Origin of the sequence: Lyngbya sp. CCY1209 (genome assembly GCF_035615495.1) — a bacterium.
Lineage (GTDB): Bacteria > Cyanobacteriota > Cyanobacteriia > Cyanobacteriales > Microcoleaceae > Limnospira.
The window spans coordinates 47,428-67,086 of record NZ_JAJENU010000576.1; the positions used below are offsets into that span (position 1 = coordinate 47,428).

The 19,659-nt window shown below is 58.1% G+C and carries 12 protein-coding genes; 5 read left to right on the top strand and 7 right to left on the bottom strand.

Going from position 1 to position 19,659, the window contains the following annotated elements; genetic code table 11:
- Positions 1-21: 21 nt before the first annotated feature.
- Positions 22-4,419, bottom strand: coding sequence for a Calx-beta domain-containing protein (locus LKE08_RS20600; protein ID WP_324706128.1), 4,398 nt, complete (start codon positions 4,417-4,419; stop codon positions 22-24).
- Between the two features lie 430 nt (positions 4,420-4,849).
- On the opposite strand from LKE08_RS20600, the gene LKE08_RS20605 reads away from it, so the two are divergent.
- Positions 4,850-5,038 (top strand): hypothetical protein, encoded by a 189-nt coding sequence (locus tag LKE08_RS20605; RefSeq protein ID WP_324706129.1) that lies wholly within the window; start codon positions 4,850-4,852, stop codon positions 5,036-5,038.
- A gap of 381 nt (positions 5,039-5,419) precedes the next feature.
- Here LKE08_RS20605 and LKE08_RS20610 read toward each other — a convergent pair whose 3' ends face one another.
- Entirely contained in the window at positions 5,420-5,863 is a 444-nt protein-coding gene (locus LKE08_RS20610) for a YbjN domain-containing protein (protein ID WP_324706130.1), read from the bottom strand.
- A 151-nt stretch (positions 5,864-6,014) separates the two neighbouring features.
- Between LKE08_RS20610 and LKE08_RS20615 the strand changes: the two genes are divergently transcribed.
- Positions 6,015-6,356 (top strand): XisI protein, encoded by a 342-nt coding sequence (locus LKE08_RS20615; RefSeq protein ID WP_324706131.1) that lies wholly within the window; start codon positions 6,015-6,017, stop codon positions 6,354-6,356.
- A gap of 30 nt (positions 6,357-6,386) precedes the next feature.
- Here the strand turns inward: LKE08_RS20615 and LKE08_RS20620 are convergent, their stop codons facing one another.
- The 4 genes from LKE08_RS20620 to LKE08_RS20635 form a co-directional block, all read right to left on the bottom strand.
- A complete protein-coding gene (locus tag LKE08_RS20620) occupies positions 6,387-10,595 on the bottom strand; it encodes a hypothetical protein (RefSeq protein ID WP_324706132.1) in 4,209 nt (1,402 codons plus the stop codon).
- 138 nt (positions 10,596-10,733) lie between these two features.
- Entirely contained in the window at positions 10,734-11,321 is a 588-nt protein-coding gene (locus tag LKE08_RS20625) for a hypothetical protein (RefSeq protein ID WP_324706133.1), read from the bottom strand.
- Between the two features lie 217 nt (positions 11,322-11,538).
- Positions 11,539-13,227: a CHAT domain-containing protein gene (locus LKE08_RS20630; protein ID WP_324706134.1), complete on the bottom strand. Its 1,689-nt coding sequence runs from the start codon at positions 13,225-13,227 to the stop codon at positions 11,539-11,541.
- A 165-nt stretch (positions 13,228-13,392) separates the two neighbouring features.
- Positions 13,393-13,551, bottom strand: a complete 159-nt coding sequence (locus LKE08_RS20635; protein ID WP_324706135.1) for a diguanylate cyclase domain-containing protein — start codon at positions 13,549-13,551, stop codon at positions 13,393-13,395.
- Between the two features lie 239 nt (positions 13,552-13,790).
- Here LKE08_RS20635 and glgX point away from each other — a divergent pair, with 239 nt between their 5' ends.
- Both glgX and purC read left to right on the top strand, forming a co-directional pair.
- The gene (gene glgX / locus LKE08_RS20640; RefSeq protein ID WP_324706136.1) at positions 13,791-15,857 is read left to right on the top strand and encodes a glycogen debranching protein GlgX; all 2,067 of its coding nucleotides are present in this window, start codon (positions 13,791-13,793) and stop codon (positions 15,855-15,857) included.
- A gap of 211 nt (positions 15,858-16,068) precedes the next feature.
- On the top strand, positions 16,069-16,797 hold the full coding sequence (gene purC, locus LKE08_RS20645; RefSeq protein ID WP_324706137.1) for a phosphoribosylaminoimidazolesuccinocarboxamide synthase: 729 nt from the start codon (positions 16,069-16,071) through the stop codon (positions 16,795-16,797).
- A gap of 49 nt (positions 16,798-16,846) precedes the next feature.
- Here the strand turns inward: purC and LKE08_RS20650 are convergent, their stop codons facing one another.
- Positions 16,847-16,972, bottom strand: a complete 126-nt coding sequence (locus LKE08_RS20650; RefSeq protein ID WP_324706141.1) for a hypothetical protein — start codon at positions 16,970-16,972, stop codon at positions 16,847-16,849.
- On the opposite strand from LKE08_RS20650, the gene LKE08_RS20655 reads away from it, so the two are divergent.
- Entirely contained in the window at positions 16,950-19,397 is a 2,448-nt protein-coding gene (locus LKE08_RS20655) for a BamA/TamA family outer membrane protein (RefSeq protein WP_324706138.1), read from the top strand. The genes LKE08_RS20650 and LKE08_RS20655 overlap by 23 nt on opposite strands.
- Positions 19,398-19,659: the final 262 nt, after the last annotated feature.

Sequence of the window (19,659 nt, forward strand, 5' to 3'; positions counted from 1 at the left end):
TTATCAATTCTCAATTCTTCCCTAGAAATCCGACTCGAAGGCCCCGATGTCGATGACATCGTTGACGATGCGGGGGAATCCCGGCCCGCGCTGGTCGAATTCTCCCGGATCGATAAAGGGGTCGCCGAAGGAGCCGTTGCCGGCGTTGATGGCCGGGGAGCCTTCCAACAGGGCGATCGTCGGGGTCAGCCCGCCGTTGTCCTGCAGCGGACCGATCAGGGCGTTGATGGGTTCCTCCGCAGTTCCTACAATGTCGCCGTTGACTCCGTCGGTCAAACCCGCCGCACCGCTGCCGTCCCCGATCAAATTACTGCCACCACTGTTGAACGCGAATTCCGCCGCCGCCGACGCATCGGGGGCGTTGCCGTTTTCGCCCACCGTATTTTGGGCGATCAGGACATCCCTCAAGTTGGCAGTTCCGCCGATGTTGCGGATGCCCCCGCCGTTGGTGATGGCACTGTTATTGGCGATCGTGCTGCTGGTGACGGTGAGGTTAGCGACGGAGTTGAAGATTCCCCCCCCGATTTCCGCGCTGTTGCCAGTAATGGTGCTGTTGGTGACGTTGACGCTCCCATCGATGACAATGATGCCGCCACCGTTGACCCCCAGGTTGTCCGCGATCGCGCTGTTGACGACGTTCAGGGTGCCGGAGTTGGCGATCGCACCCCCGTTGTTGGCTTCGTTGTCCCGGAGGACGCTGTTTTCAACCGTCACGTTACTGTTTGTAGACGTGATGTTCATCGCCCCCCCCCGACTGCCGGAGGTGGTTCCCCCCTCGGTTTCGAGGTCGGTTCCGGGCGCCAAACCGTTGGTCAGGGTCAACCCCTCGATGACGATCGTCCCGCCGTTGACGGTGAAGATGCGGAATTCCTCGGTGGCATCCGCGCCTCGTCGAATCGTCAAATTGCCGGCTCCGGGGCCGTCGATGAAAATGTCGCTGTCGAGATTCGGCAGGGCCCCCACCAGGTCGAGGGTACCCGAGAGCGCCTCGCCCTCGAAGGTGATGCGATCGGAACCGGCCAAACTCTCGGCGTTGGCGATCGCCTGCCGCAAAGACCCCTCGCCCCGGGCGAAGTAGGCCGTTTCGCCGGTGTCCGTCGTATCCGTCAACCGCGTCACCGCCGTATCATTAGCCAAGATGGTCAGGGTCGCCTGGTTGAGGTCCGGATCGACGGTGTAATTCCCCGCAGCCAAACGGAAGCTCAAGGATTCGTCCGCTTCCGCCTGGGAGTCGTCGAGGGGGACCAACTGGACATCGACGCTGGTGCGATCGGCCGGGATCGTGACCGTCGCCGTCGAGCCGTCCGTGGGAATCACGGTGTCACCGACTTGCAGTTGGTAGTCATCCAAGGAAATACGGTTGCCCGAGAGGGTCAAATTGACCGTTAGATTGCCGAACGTATCCGGGGCGCGGTTGATCCGGATCGCCGCGCTGCTGCCTTCCGTGACGACCGGCGGCGTCTGGTTGTAATCGATGGTCGGCTCGATAGCCTCAGCCGTAATCGCCTCCAGCGTCACCGTCTCCACGTCGTCATTGAGAATCGTCAACTCCGTCGTCGGGTTCAGCGTTCCCGCCGCCCCCTCCATCCGCTCCTGTCCGTTCACGATTTCCCTAAAATTGGTGAGGCTCAGTTCCAGGGTTTCGTCACCTTCCACCAAGGTATTTCCGAGGAGCTCCACCGGGACCCTCTGGCTGGTTTCCCCGATGCCGAACTGGATCGGAATCGGACCGTCCGTAAAATCGCTGCCGGCGGTCGCCGAAATTCCCGTCAAAATGACATTTAACGACGATTCGATGGTCACGTCCCCCGATCGCAGCAGTTCGACGACGTTGACGGTGTTGGTGTCGTCTCCCTCCTCCACCGCGTAGGCCGGTTCGGCGAAATTGTACGTCGGGGGCGAGTCGTTGTCCAAGATCTGCAAAGTAGCCGTGGCGGTCGTGCCACCCTGTCCCGCCGGCTCGAAGTTGTCAAAAGAGAGGGCGATCGTCTCGGTGGGTTCCGCCGTTTCGTCGTCAACAATTTCGATCAGCGCGGTCTGGACGGTTTCTCCCGGGGCAAAGTTCACGGTCACTCGCGTCTCCACCACATCCTCTCCCGGCTCCGCCTGCAAGACCACATCGACGGACGAAGCCTCCGAGGTGTTGCCGCCCCGGGTCACGGTCACGACGTCGCTGATACCCGCCGCCTCGCTCACCGTGAAAGAATTTTCGGTGAAGTCGTAGGTGGGGATGCTGTCGTCGTCGAGAATCGACAATTGGGCCGTGGGATTGATTTCTCCGACGAGCTGACCGTCTTCGGGAACCAGGGACAGATTCACGGTCCGGGTCGATGCGTCAACTTCGGTATTGCCAAAAATGGTGATGGGGACGGTTTGGGAAACCTGGTCGGCCTCGAAATTGAGGGTGGTTGACGACGGCTCAAAATCCTCTCCCAGAACCGCACTGCGGCCCCTCAACTCGACCGTCACGAACGAGGGTTCGGAAATTCTTCCGCTTCGCTCGACCGTCACCACATTGGTGACATTCGTTGCGCTCCCCTCGAGGGTCGTAAATAGATTGCTGCCGAAGTTGTAGGTTAGCGTCCCGTCGTCGTCATTGATCGTCAGGGTGGCTTCCGGGTTCGTCAGGCCGGATTGCCCCCCCTCGATTTCCCCCACGGCGGTATCGATGAAAAAGTTGTCGAAAGATAAACGGGCCGTTTCCGCCGGTTCCTCGTCTTCGTCAGGGATCAGTTCCACCGTCACCACCGCCTCAGTTTGGCCGACCTCGAACCGGACGGGAGTCGGCACGGGGGTGGGGACGTAATCCTCGTTCGGAGTCGCCGTCAGCGGCGTGATGACCACATCGACCCGGGATTCGATCTCCGTATCGAAAGAGCGCTCGATGGTAATCTCGGCCGTCCGCGGTTCGTCGGGATTGCCTTCAAAAACGGTGAAGTTAGTTTGAGTGAAATCGTAGGCCGGGGGATCGGGGGGCGGGTCGTCGTCGGCGATCGTTCCCGTGGCTGTCGAGGCATCGGGATTGGCGGTATACAGGTATCCCGAGGCATCGAGCTCGAGCTCGACGGTGCGATCGAGCTCGAAGACATCGTTGGCCACGGGAGTCACCTCAATTTGAGTCGTGGCTTTCGTGGCGTCGAACACGACGATCCCCCGTTCGCCGTCGAAGGTGGCGGCCCCGCCGACCGTGTAATCCGACCCGAAAACGGCACCGTCTGCTGTCTCGACGACGGAAAAATCCACGGCCAGGGGGACGCCGATGGAACCGGCGGTTCGGGTGAAGGTGTAAACCAAACTCTCGCCGCTATCTTCTTCCACGATGTCGGGGGAGACGGACACGGAGATCGTGGAATTCGATGGCGCCGTGCCGGAAAAATCGACGTCCGGCAGCGGCGGCGGGGGTGGGGGTTCCGGCGGCGGCGATTCGTCGTCCTCGATATTGATTAAAAATTGATTTTGTTCCCCGATGGTGGCGCCCCCGGTCGGGTCAGCCAGGGCCAACGTCACCGATCGCGCCCCCTGAAATGCGTCGTTGTCCGCCAGGGGAACCGTGACGAATTTGAACGTTTCAAAGGGTTCAAACACCACCGGGACATCGGCGACGATATCTTCGCTGTCCCCGGCCAGGACCAGTTGGACCCCCACCGCGTCCAGGGGGGAACCGGTGCGGACGAGGGGAACCTGCAAGAGCGAATTTTCATCGACGTCGGTTCCTTCTTCCCCAAATTCCAGGACGGCCGTGATCGTGCCGATGCTCCGGGTGAAGTTGGCGCTGCTGAGGCTGGTGCGATCCGTCGCTTCTACGAGGACTAGTTGCTCTCCCGTCTGGCGATCGCGGATCAGGGTGTCGTTTCCCTGCTGCACGAATTCCAAATCGGCAAATTCCAGGTCGTCGGCTAACCCGATCAGGTCGAAGCCGGAGCGAAAGTCGGTGATGATATCGGCCCGGCCCCCGTTCAAACCCAAACCGATGACAAATAAATCGGCCCCCGCACCCCCCGTCAACGTGTTGAGTCCGAAACCGGTATAAAGGATATCGTTGTCGCGATCGCCGAAGAGTTGGTCGTCTCCGGAGCCGTTGAAGAGGGTGTCGGCTCCCCGGCCGCCGTAGAGGGTGTCGCCTCCGGGGCCGCCCCGAATGGCATCGTCTCCTTCGTTCCCGAGCTGGAAGTCGTCCCCTTCGCCCCCGTCGAGGGTATCATTTCCCAATTCGCCGAACAGGGTGTCATTTCCCCCGGAGCCTTCGAGACTGTCATCGTCTCGACCCCCCAACAGAAAGTCATTGTCGCCATCTCCAAACAGAGAGTCATTCCCAATAAACCCCAACAGCGTATCGTCTGCTTCCAAACCTTGAATCTGGTCGGGTTCCGAGGTTCCAAATAGTGTATCCGGGCCAGAAGTACCGATGATGTTTGCCATTTAAGGACACCTTCCTTGATGAATCACTGGTCGTCGTCTCTAACACTGAGCCTGAGCCACTCTCAAAAAAACGGGAAAAGAACACTTCACCCAGACCCCCGTCCGCGCAATCGGAGCCAACCCCGATAAAATTTGGCATTTTGTCGATTTTCGGGGTTGTCCGGCAGTTCGGCCATTCTAAGTTGACTTCAGTTTACCCAGAAAATTTGGGGGTCAAACAGGACCCCGGCGTTTCGATTCGAGTTCCTCGCCGTCGGGTCCAATGTCGGCGCCGGACACCCGCCGTTAAAATGTAAAGGATTGTAACCGAACGGGTCGCGAAGATTAAAGATCATTACGAGGATGGCTGAGAGCTTTGACGTGCATGATACCTTCTATACGTGATTTGGAACACCTTAGATTGAGAGACGAGAACACTGTGAACTTAAATATGGACAGATACCCCGCTTGTTCCCTCCGTCAGGATGTCAGCGAATATGTGGCCGACCTGCAGCTCCACATGACGTTACAAGCTCGCAACTTGGTTCCGCCACTGACCCAGGCCAAGGACAGCCGCGAGCAGTTGCTCCAGCAAACTCAAGCTTATTTTGAAAAGATTGCCTCTCGGCAGGCCAGTTGAGGAACCGAAAAAAGTCGGGAATCGGGAATCGGTCGGCCCCCGGGAAGTCGCCGACGGCTCCGGCCACTGGCTCGGGTTGTCGGCATCCGTTCCTTAGATCCCCATTTCCTGACCGTCGGATCTCAGCAAAATCAGAGAATGGTTCCCAAACTGCTGGCGACCTATTCCCATGTCGCCGACCCGCAGATTTGGGTGAATTGGCACCGCACGCCCCGGGGGCTAGACCAGCGGACTCAGCTCAGATTAACCGAAAAAAAAGCCATACAAATTAACATCAAAGTTGGCGAGACTCGCGACGATGAAATGGTGTCGGCGATCGCGGCTGGCTTGAAACCCCTCGCCCTTGTCGGGCGAGGCCGGAAACCGATGTTTGTATCAATCTTATCGAATGCGATCGAGCGCCCGCATCCCCCCCCAGCGTTCCACGATTTTGTCATCGTAATCGTCGGCGATTTCCAACACCGCATTCACCGACGCCTCCAGTTCCACTTTGTCGCAGGTCGAGCCGACGATGGTATGCTCGAACAAGACATCGCCCTGCTCGTCGATGCCGAAGGCACCGAATCTCATGTTGCTATTTTCTCGGAGCAGAAACCGCATCAAGTCTGGGGTGAGTTCCGTCCCCGTGACGACGTAGGACCGGGTATTGATGATGGCGTCATCTTTCCCCCAGGGGAAGACAAACACCTCCACCAGGGCCGACCCCATGAACAGGGCTAGTCCCGGGACATCCTGTCTGGCGCAGGGAAATTTGCCGTAGAGTTCCCGCATCCAGGTGATCACTTTCTCGTAGCAGGCTTCCTGCATGACGGTCTGGAATTGCATATCCGTATCTCCCATTCGAGTGTTTTTCCCGTTGTACCATCTCCGGGGTGACGCCCAGGTGAATTTGTATCATTTCTCAACTTCTCCGGGGCGTGCGGCCCGGAGAAGCGGGTAGAATTCTCGGTGATTTCCCCCGAAGTCGTATCGAACGATGGCTACCATCAATTTAGAACAGTGGAGAGATGCGATCGAGCAAGTGCTGCGGAATTATGCGGCGATTCCTTATTCTTACACTCAAGTCGAAAAGGAAACGGTTTTCGATCGCCGGCAAGATCCCTATCTGATTCTGATCGTCGGTTGGGAAGGGCATCGCTACGAACACGGCTGCACGATTCACATCGATATGATCGGCGATAAAGTCTGGATTCGGCGGGAGGGAACCGAAGACGGAATCCCATTGGATTGGGAAAATGCGTGCATTCCCAAAGAGCATATTGTCTGGGGTTTCAAGCCGCCCGAAGTCCGCCCTTTTACCGGATATGCGATCGCTTGATTTTGACTTTTGAATGGGTGACTTTTGACTTCAGACGACGATCGCCCCGGGCCGATCGCGCAATTTCAACTCCACCCTCGGGGGGCTCTCCCGGTAGACGATCGCGCCGCCGCAGCCCTCGGCCGGCCCCTGAAAAAACAGGCGCTCCCCGTCCGCGGCCCCCACCAGCACGTTTCCGATCCGCACCCGGGCACCGCGGCCGTCCACTTCAATTTTCAACGTCTTCAACGTCTGCAAATCGGCGATCTCCACCCACAGCCGGTCCTCCCGCCGGACGACCCGCACCTCCACCGCGTCGATGCGGAAACTGTAGGAATTGCCGTCCCGACTCAGGGGCACCACCGGAACGCCGGGGGGCAATCCCCGCAGCCTAGCGGTTTCCCGCCCCGGGGAATCCGCCTCGGGCGATCGCTCCACCCGGGGCAAATCGGCCGGCAACGCCGCCACGCGGATGCCCCAAGCCCTCGCCCGGCGCTCAATTTCCCGGTGAATTTCCGGCCCCCGAGTCGGTTCGACCTTCATGGCATACTGCTGCTGCTTGATTTTATTGACCATCCAGCGCTCCCGGGCGAACCGCCGCAAATGGGGGTCATTTGACCCCACGAACCGCTCGTAAAATCGCAGCGTCCGCACCAAATCCCCGATTTTCTCCAAAACGACCCCCACCTCGGGGACGGCGAGATAGTCAGCCCAGTCGGGGCGAGACAGGATGCGGTCGAGCAGCGTCATGTAGCGGGAGCGGGACTCGCGCACCTGTTCCGGGGTCAAATTCGATCGCGCCAGTTGCCGGATCAAATCGAACTGCAGCACCTTCATCTCCGACTTGGGACAGCGCTCCAAGGCCGCGATCGCCTCCCCCCACTGCCGGCTCCTCGCCAAATATTCCACCCAATCCCGGTGCCGGTTCTGTCGCTCCAGAACCCGCCCCACGCATTCCCCATACTTCAACCACTGGGGGGTAACGGGACGTCCGGCCCGGTCCCACTCGGCGACGATGCGATCGCAATTTCCGGCCCGCTCCAAATAGGGCAACCCCTCCGGAAACTCCAACAACTCCGCCACCGCCAGATTATAATCGCGACGGTCCGTCGCCCCACAATCCTGCCAACAGCGCACCGCCCGCCGCAGGTTTTGCGCCCGATAGAAACACTCCCCCGCCACCTCCAAGAGCCCCTCATATTTCGCCTCATCGAGCCCTTCGAGGACTTCCCCCAACCGCCGCCACTCTCCCCGCGATAACTGCTTTTCGCCCAAAATCCGCTTCACCTGGGCCGCGTACTCCTTCACCGCCGCTTTCCAAGGTTTGGACAGCCGATTCTCCCTGGGGCGATTTTCCGCCAAAGCCTCCTCCAGAAACCCGGTCAATTGCCAGGTCTCCTCCGCCGTCTTGGTGGGGGCGGCCATGAACTCCACCAGGGGGCGTTCCCCGCCCCGACGCCCGGGAAATTGCCGGCACCAGTCCTGCAACGCCTGCCAACAGCACCCCTGCCAGAAACAATCCCAGGCCTCGTCCTCCCGGAGACGCCGCAAAAAGATCAATCCGGCCTCCAGGAAGCGGCGGTCGAACCGCAGCGCCCAGGCCTCGCACAAATCCGCCTCTTCGAGCTTTCCGAGTTCCCGATAAAACTGTTGCGCCCGTCGCAGGGAAACGGCATCTTTCTGGCTGCGCCCATTTTCCTCAAATTCCTTCGCCTGGGATTCCCGGTTGTCGAGGTCCAGGTCGCCGAGATTTTCGCCCCACCCGACGCCGCCGATGTAACCCTCCCAAAGGGGGCGATTTTCCACCCGTTCCAACCACCGTCGCAACTCGGGACTCTCGCTGTTTTCCGCCGCAATTGTGGCGTACTGCCAGAGCAGTTGGTCTCCGGCCTCTGTATCGACGACGACGAGATCGGACATTCCCCGGCTGGCGGCGACGTACAACTTGTTGAAAAAATACTCCAATTCCAACGGGTGTTCCTCGCTCACCCCCCAGCAATCCCAGAGCGATCGCCCGAACTCTCGGGCAAATTGTTCCCCGAATTTGTACAAAATAACCAAGGGAAATTCCAACCCCTTCGCCTGGATGGCGCTCAGGACGTTCTTGGGGGGATGTTCTTCCGAGGCATCGGGGAAAAGCGGTGCCAAAAACTCGTCATTTTTGATGTATTCCAACTCCCCGCCCGCCTCGCAGGGAACGATAAAAATGGGGGATTTTTCGACGTGGCGTTCCAGGGCTTCCGGGGAAAAGTTGCGCCGGCCAAAGATAAATTTTTGGGGATGGCGGGAGTCGATAATCGGCCGCCACGCTTCCTGGGGTTTCAATTTGGGAATGTGGAAGAGCAGGTGCCGCCACAGGTGAATGAGGTTCGTCATTTTGACGATCGCCGGACTGGAGCGGTAGTTGGATTCCAACTCGTAAAACGACATCCCCAAATTGAGTTGCCGGTCCGGGTCGAGGCTGGAGATCACCTGGTCGAAAAAGGTCGCCTTCACGCTCTCCCAGCGGAACCCAGTCGGGTTGAGGGTCTGAAACGGGTCGCCGGCGAAGGCGAAGGGCAAGCTGGGGACGGGGGGGTACAAATCGCACTCGGAAAATAGGGACAATTGCACGATCAGCAGCAATTCCAGTTTGGTGAAATCCTGCGCCTCGTCGCAAAAAATCGCCGTGTATTTGGGCAGGTCGTGTCCCTTGACTTCCAAAACCCGCCGGATCAGATCTTGGTCGTCCCAGTGGCCGTTTCGGGTCAGTTGGCGGTACCAGGGCCAGACCTGTTTGTAGATGCTGGAAAACACCTCGTGGGAGATGGTCTGTTCCCGGCGGGGGACTTCTTGGTAATCGTCGGGGGTCATGTACCCGTCATCCTGGCCGGAGAGACTGTAACCCTTGATAAAGGTGCGGATGATGTGCCAGCAGAGTTCCGGGGAGTGGCGGTTGTGGCGGCGGGAACAGTGGCGGCGGAAGTCGTAGAATGAGATGTGGCGATCGCTCTCGAAGCGGTCGCTTTCTTCGGGGGGGAGGAGGTGAATTAAAAACTCTTGGAAGGATTGGAAGCAGGGGTCGAGCGGCGGCAATTTTGACCCGCCGTTGGGGTCCCCGTCGATCAGGAATCGGTGGTGATTGGTGAGGAGTTTTTCCACCCCCTCCCGGGCCCGGGCGAGGAGGCGTTCGTTGTAGGTCAAAAACAGCGGACCTAAAACGGTATCCTGTTGCTGTCGGGCGTAGGTTTTCCGGTAGCGATCGCAGTAGTCCGCGAACAGATACACCAACATCGTCGATTTTCCACTCCCCGCCCGGCCGTTGATGAACAGGGGCAGGGAAGCGTCTTCGACGTCGGGGCTCGAAAGTTCGTGGAGGATTTTTTCTTCTTCGACGGACAGGGCTAAATTGATCCCGGATTCCCGCTCGACTTCCAGCCAAATTTCGGGTTCGACGACCAAATAATCCGGGTAGGCGCGGCGCGTATAACGGGACAGAATATCGAAGGTGACGGGTGAGGAAAAAATGCAGTGAGTCCCATCGGTTGTCACAACATTCGTGAGTCGGAGGACTTCTTCTAAGGCGGCATCCGTCGGGTGTTCGGCGAAACTGGCGAGCAAGAAAACCACGCCCCGGCTGGTGCGGTCGGCGGTTTCGAGGGCGCTATAAAAGACGGAATAATGGCTTTTTTGACTCAGGTAAAGGTTCGGCCAAGGTGCGGGCCGGGCCGGGGCTTCCCCTTCCACGATCCCGACGACGATTTCATAATAAGTTTGCCAGTAGTCGCGGACGTCTGGGCGCTGAAATTGTTTGACCCAAACTTCGCTCTCGCAGATGATGCGATCGGCGGTATTTCTCGCCCAGGTGGGCCGCTGCAGCCAACTGTGATAGCGGTCGGGGAGAAATGGTTGGCGGAACGGCTGCCGCTGTTTTTCCTGCTGGGCCCGGATACTCTTTTCCAGGTCGGCATCGCCCACCAAAACGTCCAAATACTGGCGGCCGTACTCTTCCGGGTTGCGGAGAAAGGCTTCGTATTCTTTGCCTCCCCGGGTGAAAACGTCGAGCAAACACAGCACCCGCTCGTCCTGAAATCGGACGATTTTCCCCAGCAGTCTCAGGTTTCTCACGGGCCGCTTCAGGTAGGGGTAATTCCACTCGAACAGGGCTTTGACGGCGGTGGTGCCCTGATTCCGGATTGCCACCAACAATTCTGCGACCTGGCCTTGAATGCCGTGCTGTTTCGCCTGTCCGTCAAACCTGGGGGTGGTATAGATGTACATAGATGTTCGCGATTTGCTCTGAACCCGGGGGCTGAGATTCACCTATTGCTATTGTGCGGCATGGCGACCCCGGTCAACAAATCTGGCGGGGGGAGGAAGGGGGAAAATGCCCGATTTTCCCCCCCGACGACCTCGCCTTCACTGTTGCCCCTTTTGGGCGATCTCCAGGGCGTAGCGGGCGACCGCGAGGCATCCGCGGGCCTGTTCGACGGCGGAGAGATCCTCCCAGCCGGCCGACTGCCGCTTGGCCCGGGTCGATTCCGCCCCCCCGTTTTCCTTTCCCCGCATGGCGTGGGCCATCGGGCGGGCGAGGACTTGCAAATCCTCCTCGTCCCACTGGGGCAGAATTGGGCGCACGCAAAATACCAGGCGGTCCGCCAGGGATGCGCTTTGGGCGGAGAGATCTCGGGTCAGGTCCGCGGCGGCCCTCGAGAGCCGGTGTAAGATGTCCTCGGGGATGCGATCGCGGAAGCGTTCCCGCAGGGATTCGTGCAGGGAAACCGCCGGCCAGAGCCGTTCGACGCGATCGAAGAAAGTTCGAGATCTGCGGGGGAGGTCGTCAGAGCCTAAACAGTTTGAGAGAGAAAAGTCGGCTTCGGCTGCCTCAAAATAAGCGTCCGATTCGGGCTGTTCCGGGTTCCAGGGGTAGGCTGTCTCGTCGGAGTCCAGCAAAACCTCCAAGAAGTCCGACTCCGCCTGAGATTGGGGAAATTGAGAATTCGTCATCGATCCGTTCCTTTGTCGGTCATCAAAAATGGGCTCAAGGCCAGTGTAAGTATGGGGTCATCTTCAATTTAAGTTCCTCACCTCGCCCAATTCAGTCAATGGCGTAACTGAAAAGAAGGGGGAAAATTCCGAGAAGTCAAAAACCGGCGGATGACCGCCTCGTTGCCTCACCCCCATAGCTACAGCCCCCGTCTCGGGGATTCCGCAAGCGACAATTTCAAGGGGCGGGGGGCGGCGTTTCGATGACAAATTCCAAAACCTGACCCTGAGAACTGCCAAATTTTAACCGGGTTCCCGATCGCAGGGCAACTTCTTGGTGATGAACCCGCTGCCAATCTTGGCGGTCGAAGACGAGGGTACCGTAGCGGGAAAAATCCCGCAGAAAGTAGGTCGGTTCCTCCCGGGTTTCCGGGTCGCCGTTGCGGCAGAAAATCTCGGCGTGCCGGCTCGAAACCCACCGTTCCTGAAGTACGATATCGTTCTCTTCCCCCCGTCCGACCCGCACCATGCCCCCTTCCACCGGCCACATTTGGGGGGGCAGATCGGGGGCGTGGAGCCGCAGCCGGGCCCGGGGGACGGCGTATCCCAGCCCGGTGGGGGAGTTGGCCGGCAGTTCCGTGCGGATCTCGTCGGCCGGTTCGATCAGTTGGCCGTCGAATTCCGGGTGCATATAGAGTACCGGCAGGGTCCAGGCGGGTTGGTTGAATTTGAACAGGGCTAACAAATGCTGGCGGGCGAGGGCGACGGCGCGATCGATGGGCATCCGGGCCGAGAGGGCGCGGGCGAACACTTGGATGAAGCTGAGGGCTTCCTCGTCGGTGATGGAGTCCCGCATCCCCAACACGGCGGGGACGCCGTGGTGGATCAGAACTTTTGCCAAGCTGCTGCCGGGGACGGCCTGGTAGGGGACTTCGGAGGTCTGTTCCCGGGCGGGTTGGGCGCTCCAGCAGGCGTTGAAGACGGCGAGGGTGATGCCGCAGCGCACCAGGACTTGGGCGAGTTCCGTGCCGTTGATCGCCGTGTCGGCCTGCAAAAAGAGCTGGCCGCCGTCGGGGGCGGGGATGCCGTGTCCGCCGTAGAAGAGGACGTTGTAGGGGGTTTGGCCGGATTCCCGGCGGCTTTCGAGTTCGGCGATCAGTTCGGCGACGCTGGGCCGGATCAGGGTGTTGACGAAGCAGGGCACGCGGTCGTCCCGCCCGGTGTCGGAGGACGGGGGGGTTCCAGCCAGCACCCGGGTTAGTTCTGCGGCTTCCCCCTCCAGTTCCAGCAGGGGGAAATGGTCGGGGAGGAATTCGATCGCCGTCCCCGTCGGTTGGGAGGGGGGGACTTCGTTGTGTCCGAGGACGAGGAGGATGTTGAGGGATTCGGCGACTTGGCGCGCGCTGAGGGGATTGACGTCGCAGGTGGTGCGGCTGAACAGCAGCCGCTGGTTGAGGGAAATGGCGGGTTGGCCCGGTTGCGGCTGCATGATTTCCCAGGGCAGGGGGATTAGGTCGGCGTCTCGCACGTCCAACCGCACGCGCAGGGGGCTTTCTTGTCCGAGGGCGATGCCCTGGGACCGGTGGAAGCTATTTTGGATCGGACCTTGAAACAGCCACTGCCACAGGTGGATGCCCAGGTGTTGCATCAGGCGGCTGCTGTAGCTGGGTTTGGGGTCTAGGTCGGGGGAGGCGGGCGGCAGGGTGAGTTGGGCGGCGGCATCGCTGAGGGAAGGGGACGCGCTTTCCGGGGAAAACATTTCCAACCAGGCCTGCCAGAGTTGCGAGAGGGATTCCGGCAAGATGCAGTCGTGGTGGACGTAGCCGCTCGGAAGGGGAGAATCAACCACCCAGGTGGCAAAGTGGTTGGCTTCGGGGGGGTTCAGACGGGCGATCGCGAGACTTAGGGACGGACTCTCAGATGGCATTCAAATCGGGTGAATAGCAGATCGGGGAAGGGTTGATTCTGGATGGGACTTCGATGACATCATTCAGTGTATCGCGTTTTGACGGAATGGCGGTCGGCCGGACGCACTCCGCCCGATCGCATCCTTTTTTTTCGGTTATCGGCCGCCCGGTGCGGGCGACAATTTTTAAGCCTTCGTCGCCGGGGATCCGTAACTGTCGTTATATTGTTTGAAATAGTCGAGATCGCAGAGGATTATAGATCGGGACGTTTTTGGACGGACTCGGCGATGATGACTCCATCTTTTTGCCGGTCGAATTGCGATCGCCCTTCCCCTCGCGTTCAAATGAACCGTTCTCGAACTCTCAAAATGCGATCGATTTCGCTGCGAGTGCGATCGGCGGAACCCGGTTTCTCAATTTTCATGAGAATTTGACGTCCGAACGGTCTCGCGATCGCTTAAAATCTTAACAGATTTTTCGACAAAATCTTGGAATCGCTCCAAAATCAAGCGATTCGGGCTCCATTCGGAACCCGTTTGTCCCACCACCATTCGTCTTGAAATCTGATAAGGAGTCCACCTGCATGAATCCCGAGATTTTGCGCGGCCAGAGTTTTCCCCTGGGTGCGACTGTTTACCGCGATGGCGTCAACTTTTGCGTCTTCTCCAAAACCTGTGCGGCCCTGGAGTTGCTGTTTTTTGACGAACCCGATGCCGCTGAACCCTCCCGCGTCATCCCCTTTGACCCCCAGTGGAACAAAACCTTCTACTACTGGCACATTTTCATCCGGGGACTCAAAGCCGGACAAATCTACGGATACCGCGCCTACGGGATGTTCGAGCCGGAAATGGGCTATCGCTTCGACAAAGAAAAAATCCTCCTCGACCCCTACGCCAAAGCCGTCGTCAACACCGAAAATTACAGCCGCCAAGCCGCCTCCACTCGCGGTGACAACTGCGCCAAAGCCTTAAAAGCGGTGGTGGTCGATCCCACGGTTTACGACTGGGAAGAAGATAAACCCCTGGAAATCCCCTACTCGGAAACCGTCATTTACGAACTTCACGTCGGCGGTTTCACCCGCAATTCCAACTCCGGCCTTCCCCCCGCAAAACGGGGAACCTACGCCGGATTGATCGAAAAAATTCCCTATTTAAAAGACCTGGGAATTACGGCGGTGGAATTGATGCCGGTTCACCAGTTTGACGAACAGGATGCCGTTCCCCCCCGGAAGAATTATTGGGGTTATAGCACGATTTCCTTTTTTGCCCCCCACTGTCAATACAGTTTTCGGAAAGACCCCCTCGGGCCAGTTGATGAATTTCGGGATATGGTGAAAGCTTTTCACCGGGCGGGAATTGAAGTGATTTTAGATGTCGTTTTCAACCACACCGCCGAGGGCAACGAAAAGGGGCCGACCCTCTCATTTCGGGGCCTCGACAACCCGATGTATTATATGCTCGAAGACGACAATCCCGCCTATTACAGCAACTACAGCGGCTGCGGCAATACGATCAAAGCCAACCACGAAATTGCCGGCCAGATGATTATCGACAGTCTCCGCTACTGGGTTTCGGAGATGCACGTCGATGGATTTAGATTCGATTTGGCTTCCATTTTTTCCCGCGATCGCGACGGAAAACCGATGGAACACGCCCCGATTTTATGGATTATTAAATCGGACCCGGTGCTGGCGGGGGCGAAACTGATCGCCGAAGCCTGGGATGCCGGTGGACTTTATGAAGTGGGATCTTTTGCGGGCGATCGCTTTACCGAATGGAACGGACAATATCGCGACGATGTCCGCAGTTTTATCAAGAGCGATCCGAAACAAGTCGAACGTCTCGCCTATCGAATTATGGGCAGTCCCGACATCTACCCCAAACCCGATCGCGAACCCCATTGCAGCATCAATTTTATCGCCTGCCACGATGGTTTCACCATCAACGATCTGGTCTCCTACAATGAGAAACACAACGAAGCCAACGGCGAAAATAACCGGGACGGACACAACGACAATCGCAGTTGGAATTGCGGCTATGAAGGCCCCACCAATGATGCCTACGTCGAAGCCCTGCGGAACCAACAGATCAAAAACTTTTGGACCGTTTTACTCGTTTCCCAAGGGACGCCGATGTTCCTGATGGGGGACGAAGTGCGGCGGAGTCAGCGGGGAAATAATAATGCCTACTGCCAAGATAATGAGTTGGGTTGGTTCGACTGGAGTGACATCAGCCAACACGCCGATTTATTGCGGTTCGTCAAAAACTTGATCCGCCTCACCCAAAAACTGCATATTTTCCGCATCGAAAGCATCTTGGTGATGGACTCCAAAAGTCACTTGCCGAATATCACCTGGCACGGCGTCCGCCTCCACCATCCCGACTGGGCCGACTACTCCCGCACCATCGCCTTCAGCCTCCGCCACCCACAGCACGACGAATACCTTCATATCATGCTCAACGCCTACTGGAAACCCCTGCTATTTGAACTGCCCCCCCTCCCCAAAAACAAACGGTGGCATCGCATCGTTGATACCGCCCTGGCTGTCCCCAATGATTTCTGCAACGAGAAAACCGCCCCCTCCGTCCCCGGAAATTATTACCGAGTTTTGGGGCGATCGTCTGTCATGTTGATGGCAAAACCGTATTAGAAGGGTGTGGGGTGTAGGGTGTAGGGTGTAGGGGATGGGGAATGGGGAATGGGAAAAAAGAGAAAATTCTGACTCCTGACTTCTCACTCCTCGACTCGGGGGGAATCTACAATCTCAAATCAGGGCGCAAGACGCAGCGCCCCTACAATCCCGACACCCGACACCCCAATTATTGTAAAATTAGCAGCAAATCATTCGACGCAAAATTGATATGTCCGATCGCCAAAAACTGTACGAAGGCAAAGCTAAAATTATCTATCCCACCGACGATCCCGAGGTGTTGCTGGCCTACTACAAAGATGATGCCACGGCTTTCAACGCCCAGAAACGGGGGACAATTAAAGGAAAAGGGGAAATCAACTGCACCCTTTCGGCCCATTTGTTCCGACTTCTGGAGTCCAAGGGGATTCCCACCCACTATATCGACACTCCGGCCCCCGACCAGATGCGGGTGAAGCGGGTGCAGATCGTCCCCGTGGAAGTGATCGTCCGCAATATCGCGGCGGGGAGTTTGTGCAAGCAGACGGGAATTCCGACGGGGACGGTGTTGGAACCGACGCTGGTGGAATTTTGCTACAAAAATGATGAGTTGGGCGACCCCCTGCTGACCCGCGATCGCCTATTGTTGATGAAGTTGGCGACTCCTGAACAACTCGAGGCGATCGAAACCTTCAGCCGCCAAATTGATGCCATCCTGACCGAATTCTTCGGCGAGTGCGGCATCACCCTGGTCGATTTCAAGCTGGAATTCGGCATCACCACCGACGGACAGTTGGTGCTGGCCGACGAGATCAGCCCCGACACCTGCCGCCTCTGGGACCAGTCCGAAACCGATCCTAACCGCCGCGTCATGGATAAAGACCGCTTCCGCCACGATCTGGGAAACGTGGAAAACGCTTACGAGCAAGTCTTGGCGAGGGTCGTCGCCCGTTTGGGTTGAAGGGATTGCCACAATCTTGTGAGACAATGCCACAGAATGCGGTAAAATTTCACAGTTTGTCAGGTGTCAGGTGTCCGAAAATCGGGGAACCCGTCGGCGATCCCCGCTTCAGGCCGTGACCGATGACGGATGGCTGATTATTTGGTGTGTGGATGTCCAATAGTGTGAACGACATACGCTTCTCTCCTTTCTTTGTGGCGTGTTTTGCCGCCTCGGCAACGTTTGGATTGGCTAATTCGGCGAGGGGTGAAACATCTGCACTCCCCCCGACGGAATATCAAGAACCGTCGGGAGGGTTTGAAGGACACCCAGATTTTCAGAAGTCCAAAGCGATCGCCGATGGGACTCTCGCTAGTTTGTGGGAAGCGAAAATCGCCCCGGGGGAAGCGCGATCGCCCTTATTTGATGTCAAACAAAACGAGAGTTTGGCTTTCAATAAACCCTCTCCAACCCCCACAGAAGAGGTGCGATCGCCCTTATTTGATGTCAAACAAAACGAGAGTTTGGCTTTTAATAAACCCTCTCCAATCCCCACAGAAGAGGTGCGATCGCCCTTATTTGATGTCAAACAAAACGAGAGTTTGGCGCTCAACAAACCGCCCCACACCCCAACGACATCCCACACCCAAAAAGAACCCGAATGGGCCGTCCGCCTTTTAGAATCGATCCACTTCGAGCTGGCGATGGCAAATACCTTGGAGCTGGCCCAGGATGCTGTCGATCCCACCGAAGACGTACCGCCCCCCGAGCCCACCTTTGAACCCCCTTCCACCACGCCCCCGTCACCCGCACCCGCCCAAGCCGAACCGGAGGTATTGATCGCCGAAGTCGCCGTGGCGGGGACGGATAATCCGGAATTGGTGGATGTGGTTTATAATGCGATCGCGATCGAACCCGGACGCACCGCCACCCGTACCCAACTCCAGCAAGACATCAACGCCATTTTCGCCACGGGTTTTTTCCGCAACGTGCGGGCCGTTCCCGAAGACACGCCTTTGGGGGTGCGAGTCACGTTCGAGGTGGAACCCAACCCCCCCTTACAAGCGATCGTCGTGGAAGGGGAGCAGGTTCTCCCACCAGAAATTATTGACGAAAGTTTCGCCGATCAACTCGGCGATATTATCAATCTCAACCGTATCGAAGAGGGCATTGAGGCGATCGAAGCCTGGTATCAGGAAAATGGCTACGTCCTCGCCCAGATCATCGATGCGCCCGACGTCACCACCGATGGCATCGTCACCCTGGAAGTCGCCGAAGGGGTGATCGAGGATATCCAAGTGCGGTTTCTGAATGAAGACGGGGACGCGGTAGACGCCGACGGCAACCCCATCGAAGGCCGCACCCGCGACTTTATCATCACCCGGGAAATCGAACTCCAGCCCGGGGATGTCTTCAACCAACAAACCGCCCAGGACGACCTAGCCCGGGTGTTCGGACTGGGGATTTTTGACGACGTGCGACTGCAACTCGAACCGGGGGACGACAATCCCCGCCGAGCCACCATGATCGTCAACGTCATCGAGCGCAGCACCGGTTCCCTCGCCTTCGGGGGCGGGATCAGTTCCGCGACGGGTTTATTCGGAACCCTGAGTTATCGGGAAACGAACCTGGGGGGCAACAACCACCAGTTGGCTGCAGAGGTGCAGGTCGGGGAACGGGTGCTGCTGGTGGATTTGAGCTTCACCGACCCCTGGATCGCGGGGGACCCCTACCGCACCTCCTACACCGTGAATGCCTTCCGGCGGCAGGGCATTTCTGTGATTTTTGAAGAGGGGGATGAGGACGTGCGCCTCCCCAATGACGATCGCCCCCGAGTGGTGCGGACGGGGGGCGGCATCAGCTTCACCCGTCCCTTGGCGGAAAATCCGTTCGTGCGGCCCGACTGGATCGGTTCTTTGGGTTTTCAATATCAGCGGGTGGAAGTGACGGACGCTGACGGTGATATCACCCCCCGGGACGACAAGGGCAAACTGCTTACAGCCAGCGAGGACGGCGAGGACGATTTATTTACGTTCCAGTTCGGACTGGCCCGCGATCGGCGCAACAATCCCCGGGTTCCCACCTCCGGCTACGCCTTCCGGGTGGGGACGGAACAGGCGGTCCCCCTCGGTTCCGGGAGTTTATTTTTCAACCGGGTTAGGGGCAGTTACAGCCACTATTTCCCGGTCAGCATCCTGGATTTCGTCCCCGACGCCCCCCAAGCCCTGGCGCTCAATTTCCAAGCTGGGACAATTATCGGCGAATTCCCCCCCTACGAAGCATTCCCCCTCGGGGGAGCGAATACCGTCCGCGGCTGGCAGGAAGGTGCCCTGGGGGCGGCTCGCAGCTTCGTCCTGGCGTCCGTTGAGTACCGCTTTCCCGTGTTTTCGGTGGGCAACTTTTTGATCGGCGGGGCGTTATTCGTTGATGGGGCTTCGGCTTTGGGGACTCAGAGCACCGTCCAGGGCAACCCCGGCGGCATCCGCGGCAAACCCGGAAGCGGTGTCGGTTTCGGCGGCGGCGTCCGCATTCAGTCCCCCCTCGGCCCGATCCGGATCGATTACGGGATCAATAACGAGGGTGGCAACCAAATTCACTTCGGAATTGGGGAGCGATTTTAAACAATTGATAATTGATAATTGACAATTGATAATTATCAATTGATTTCTTTATCCCTATCGGCGATCGCTTTTTGTGTCAGAAACAAAGAGCCAGAAACCGGGTTTCTAGGGAAAATCTCTGTCATCTCACCAAAATTGTTATAGAAACCCGGTTTCTTTTTCGGTGGCTAAGGAGCGATCGCGACAATTATAGCGCTGCTAGAGGGGGTGTAGGGTGTAGGGTGTAGGGTGTAGGGAGGGGAAATTCCCTCGACATCAGGGT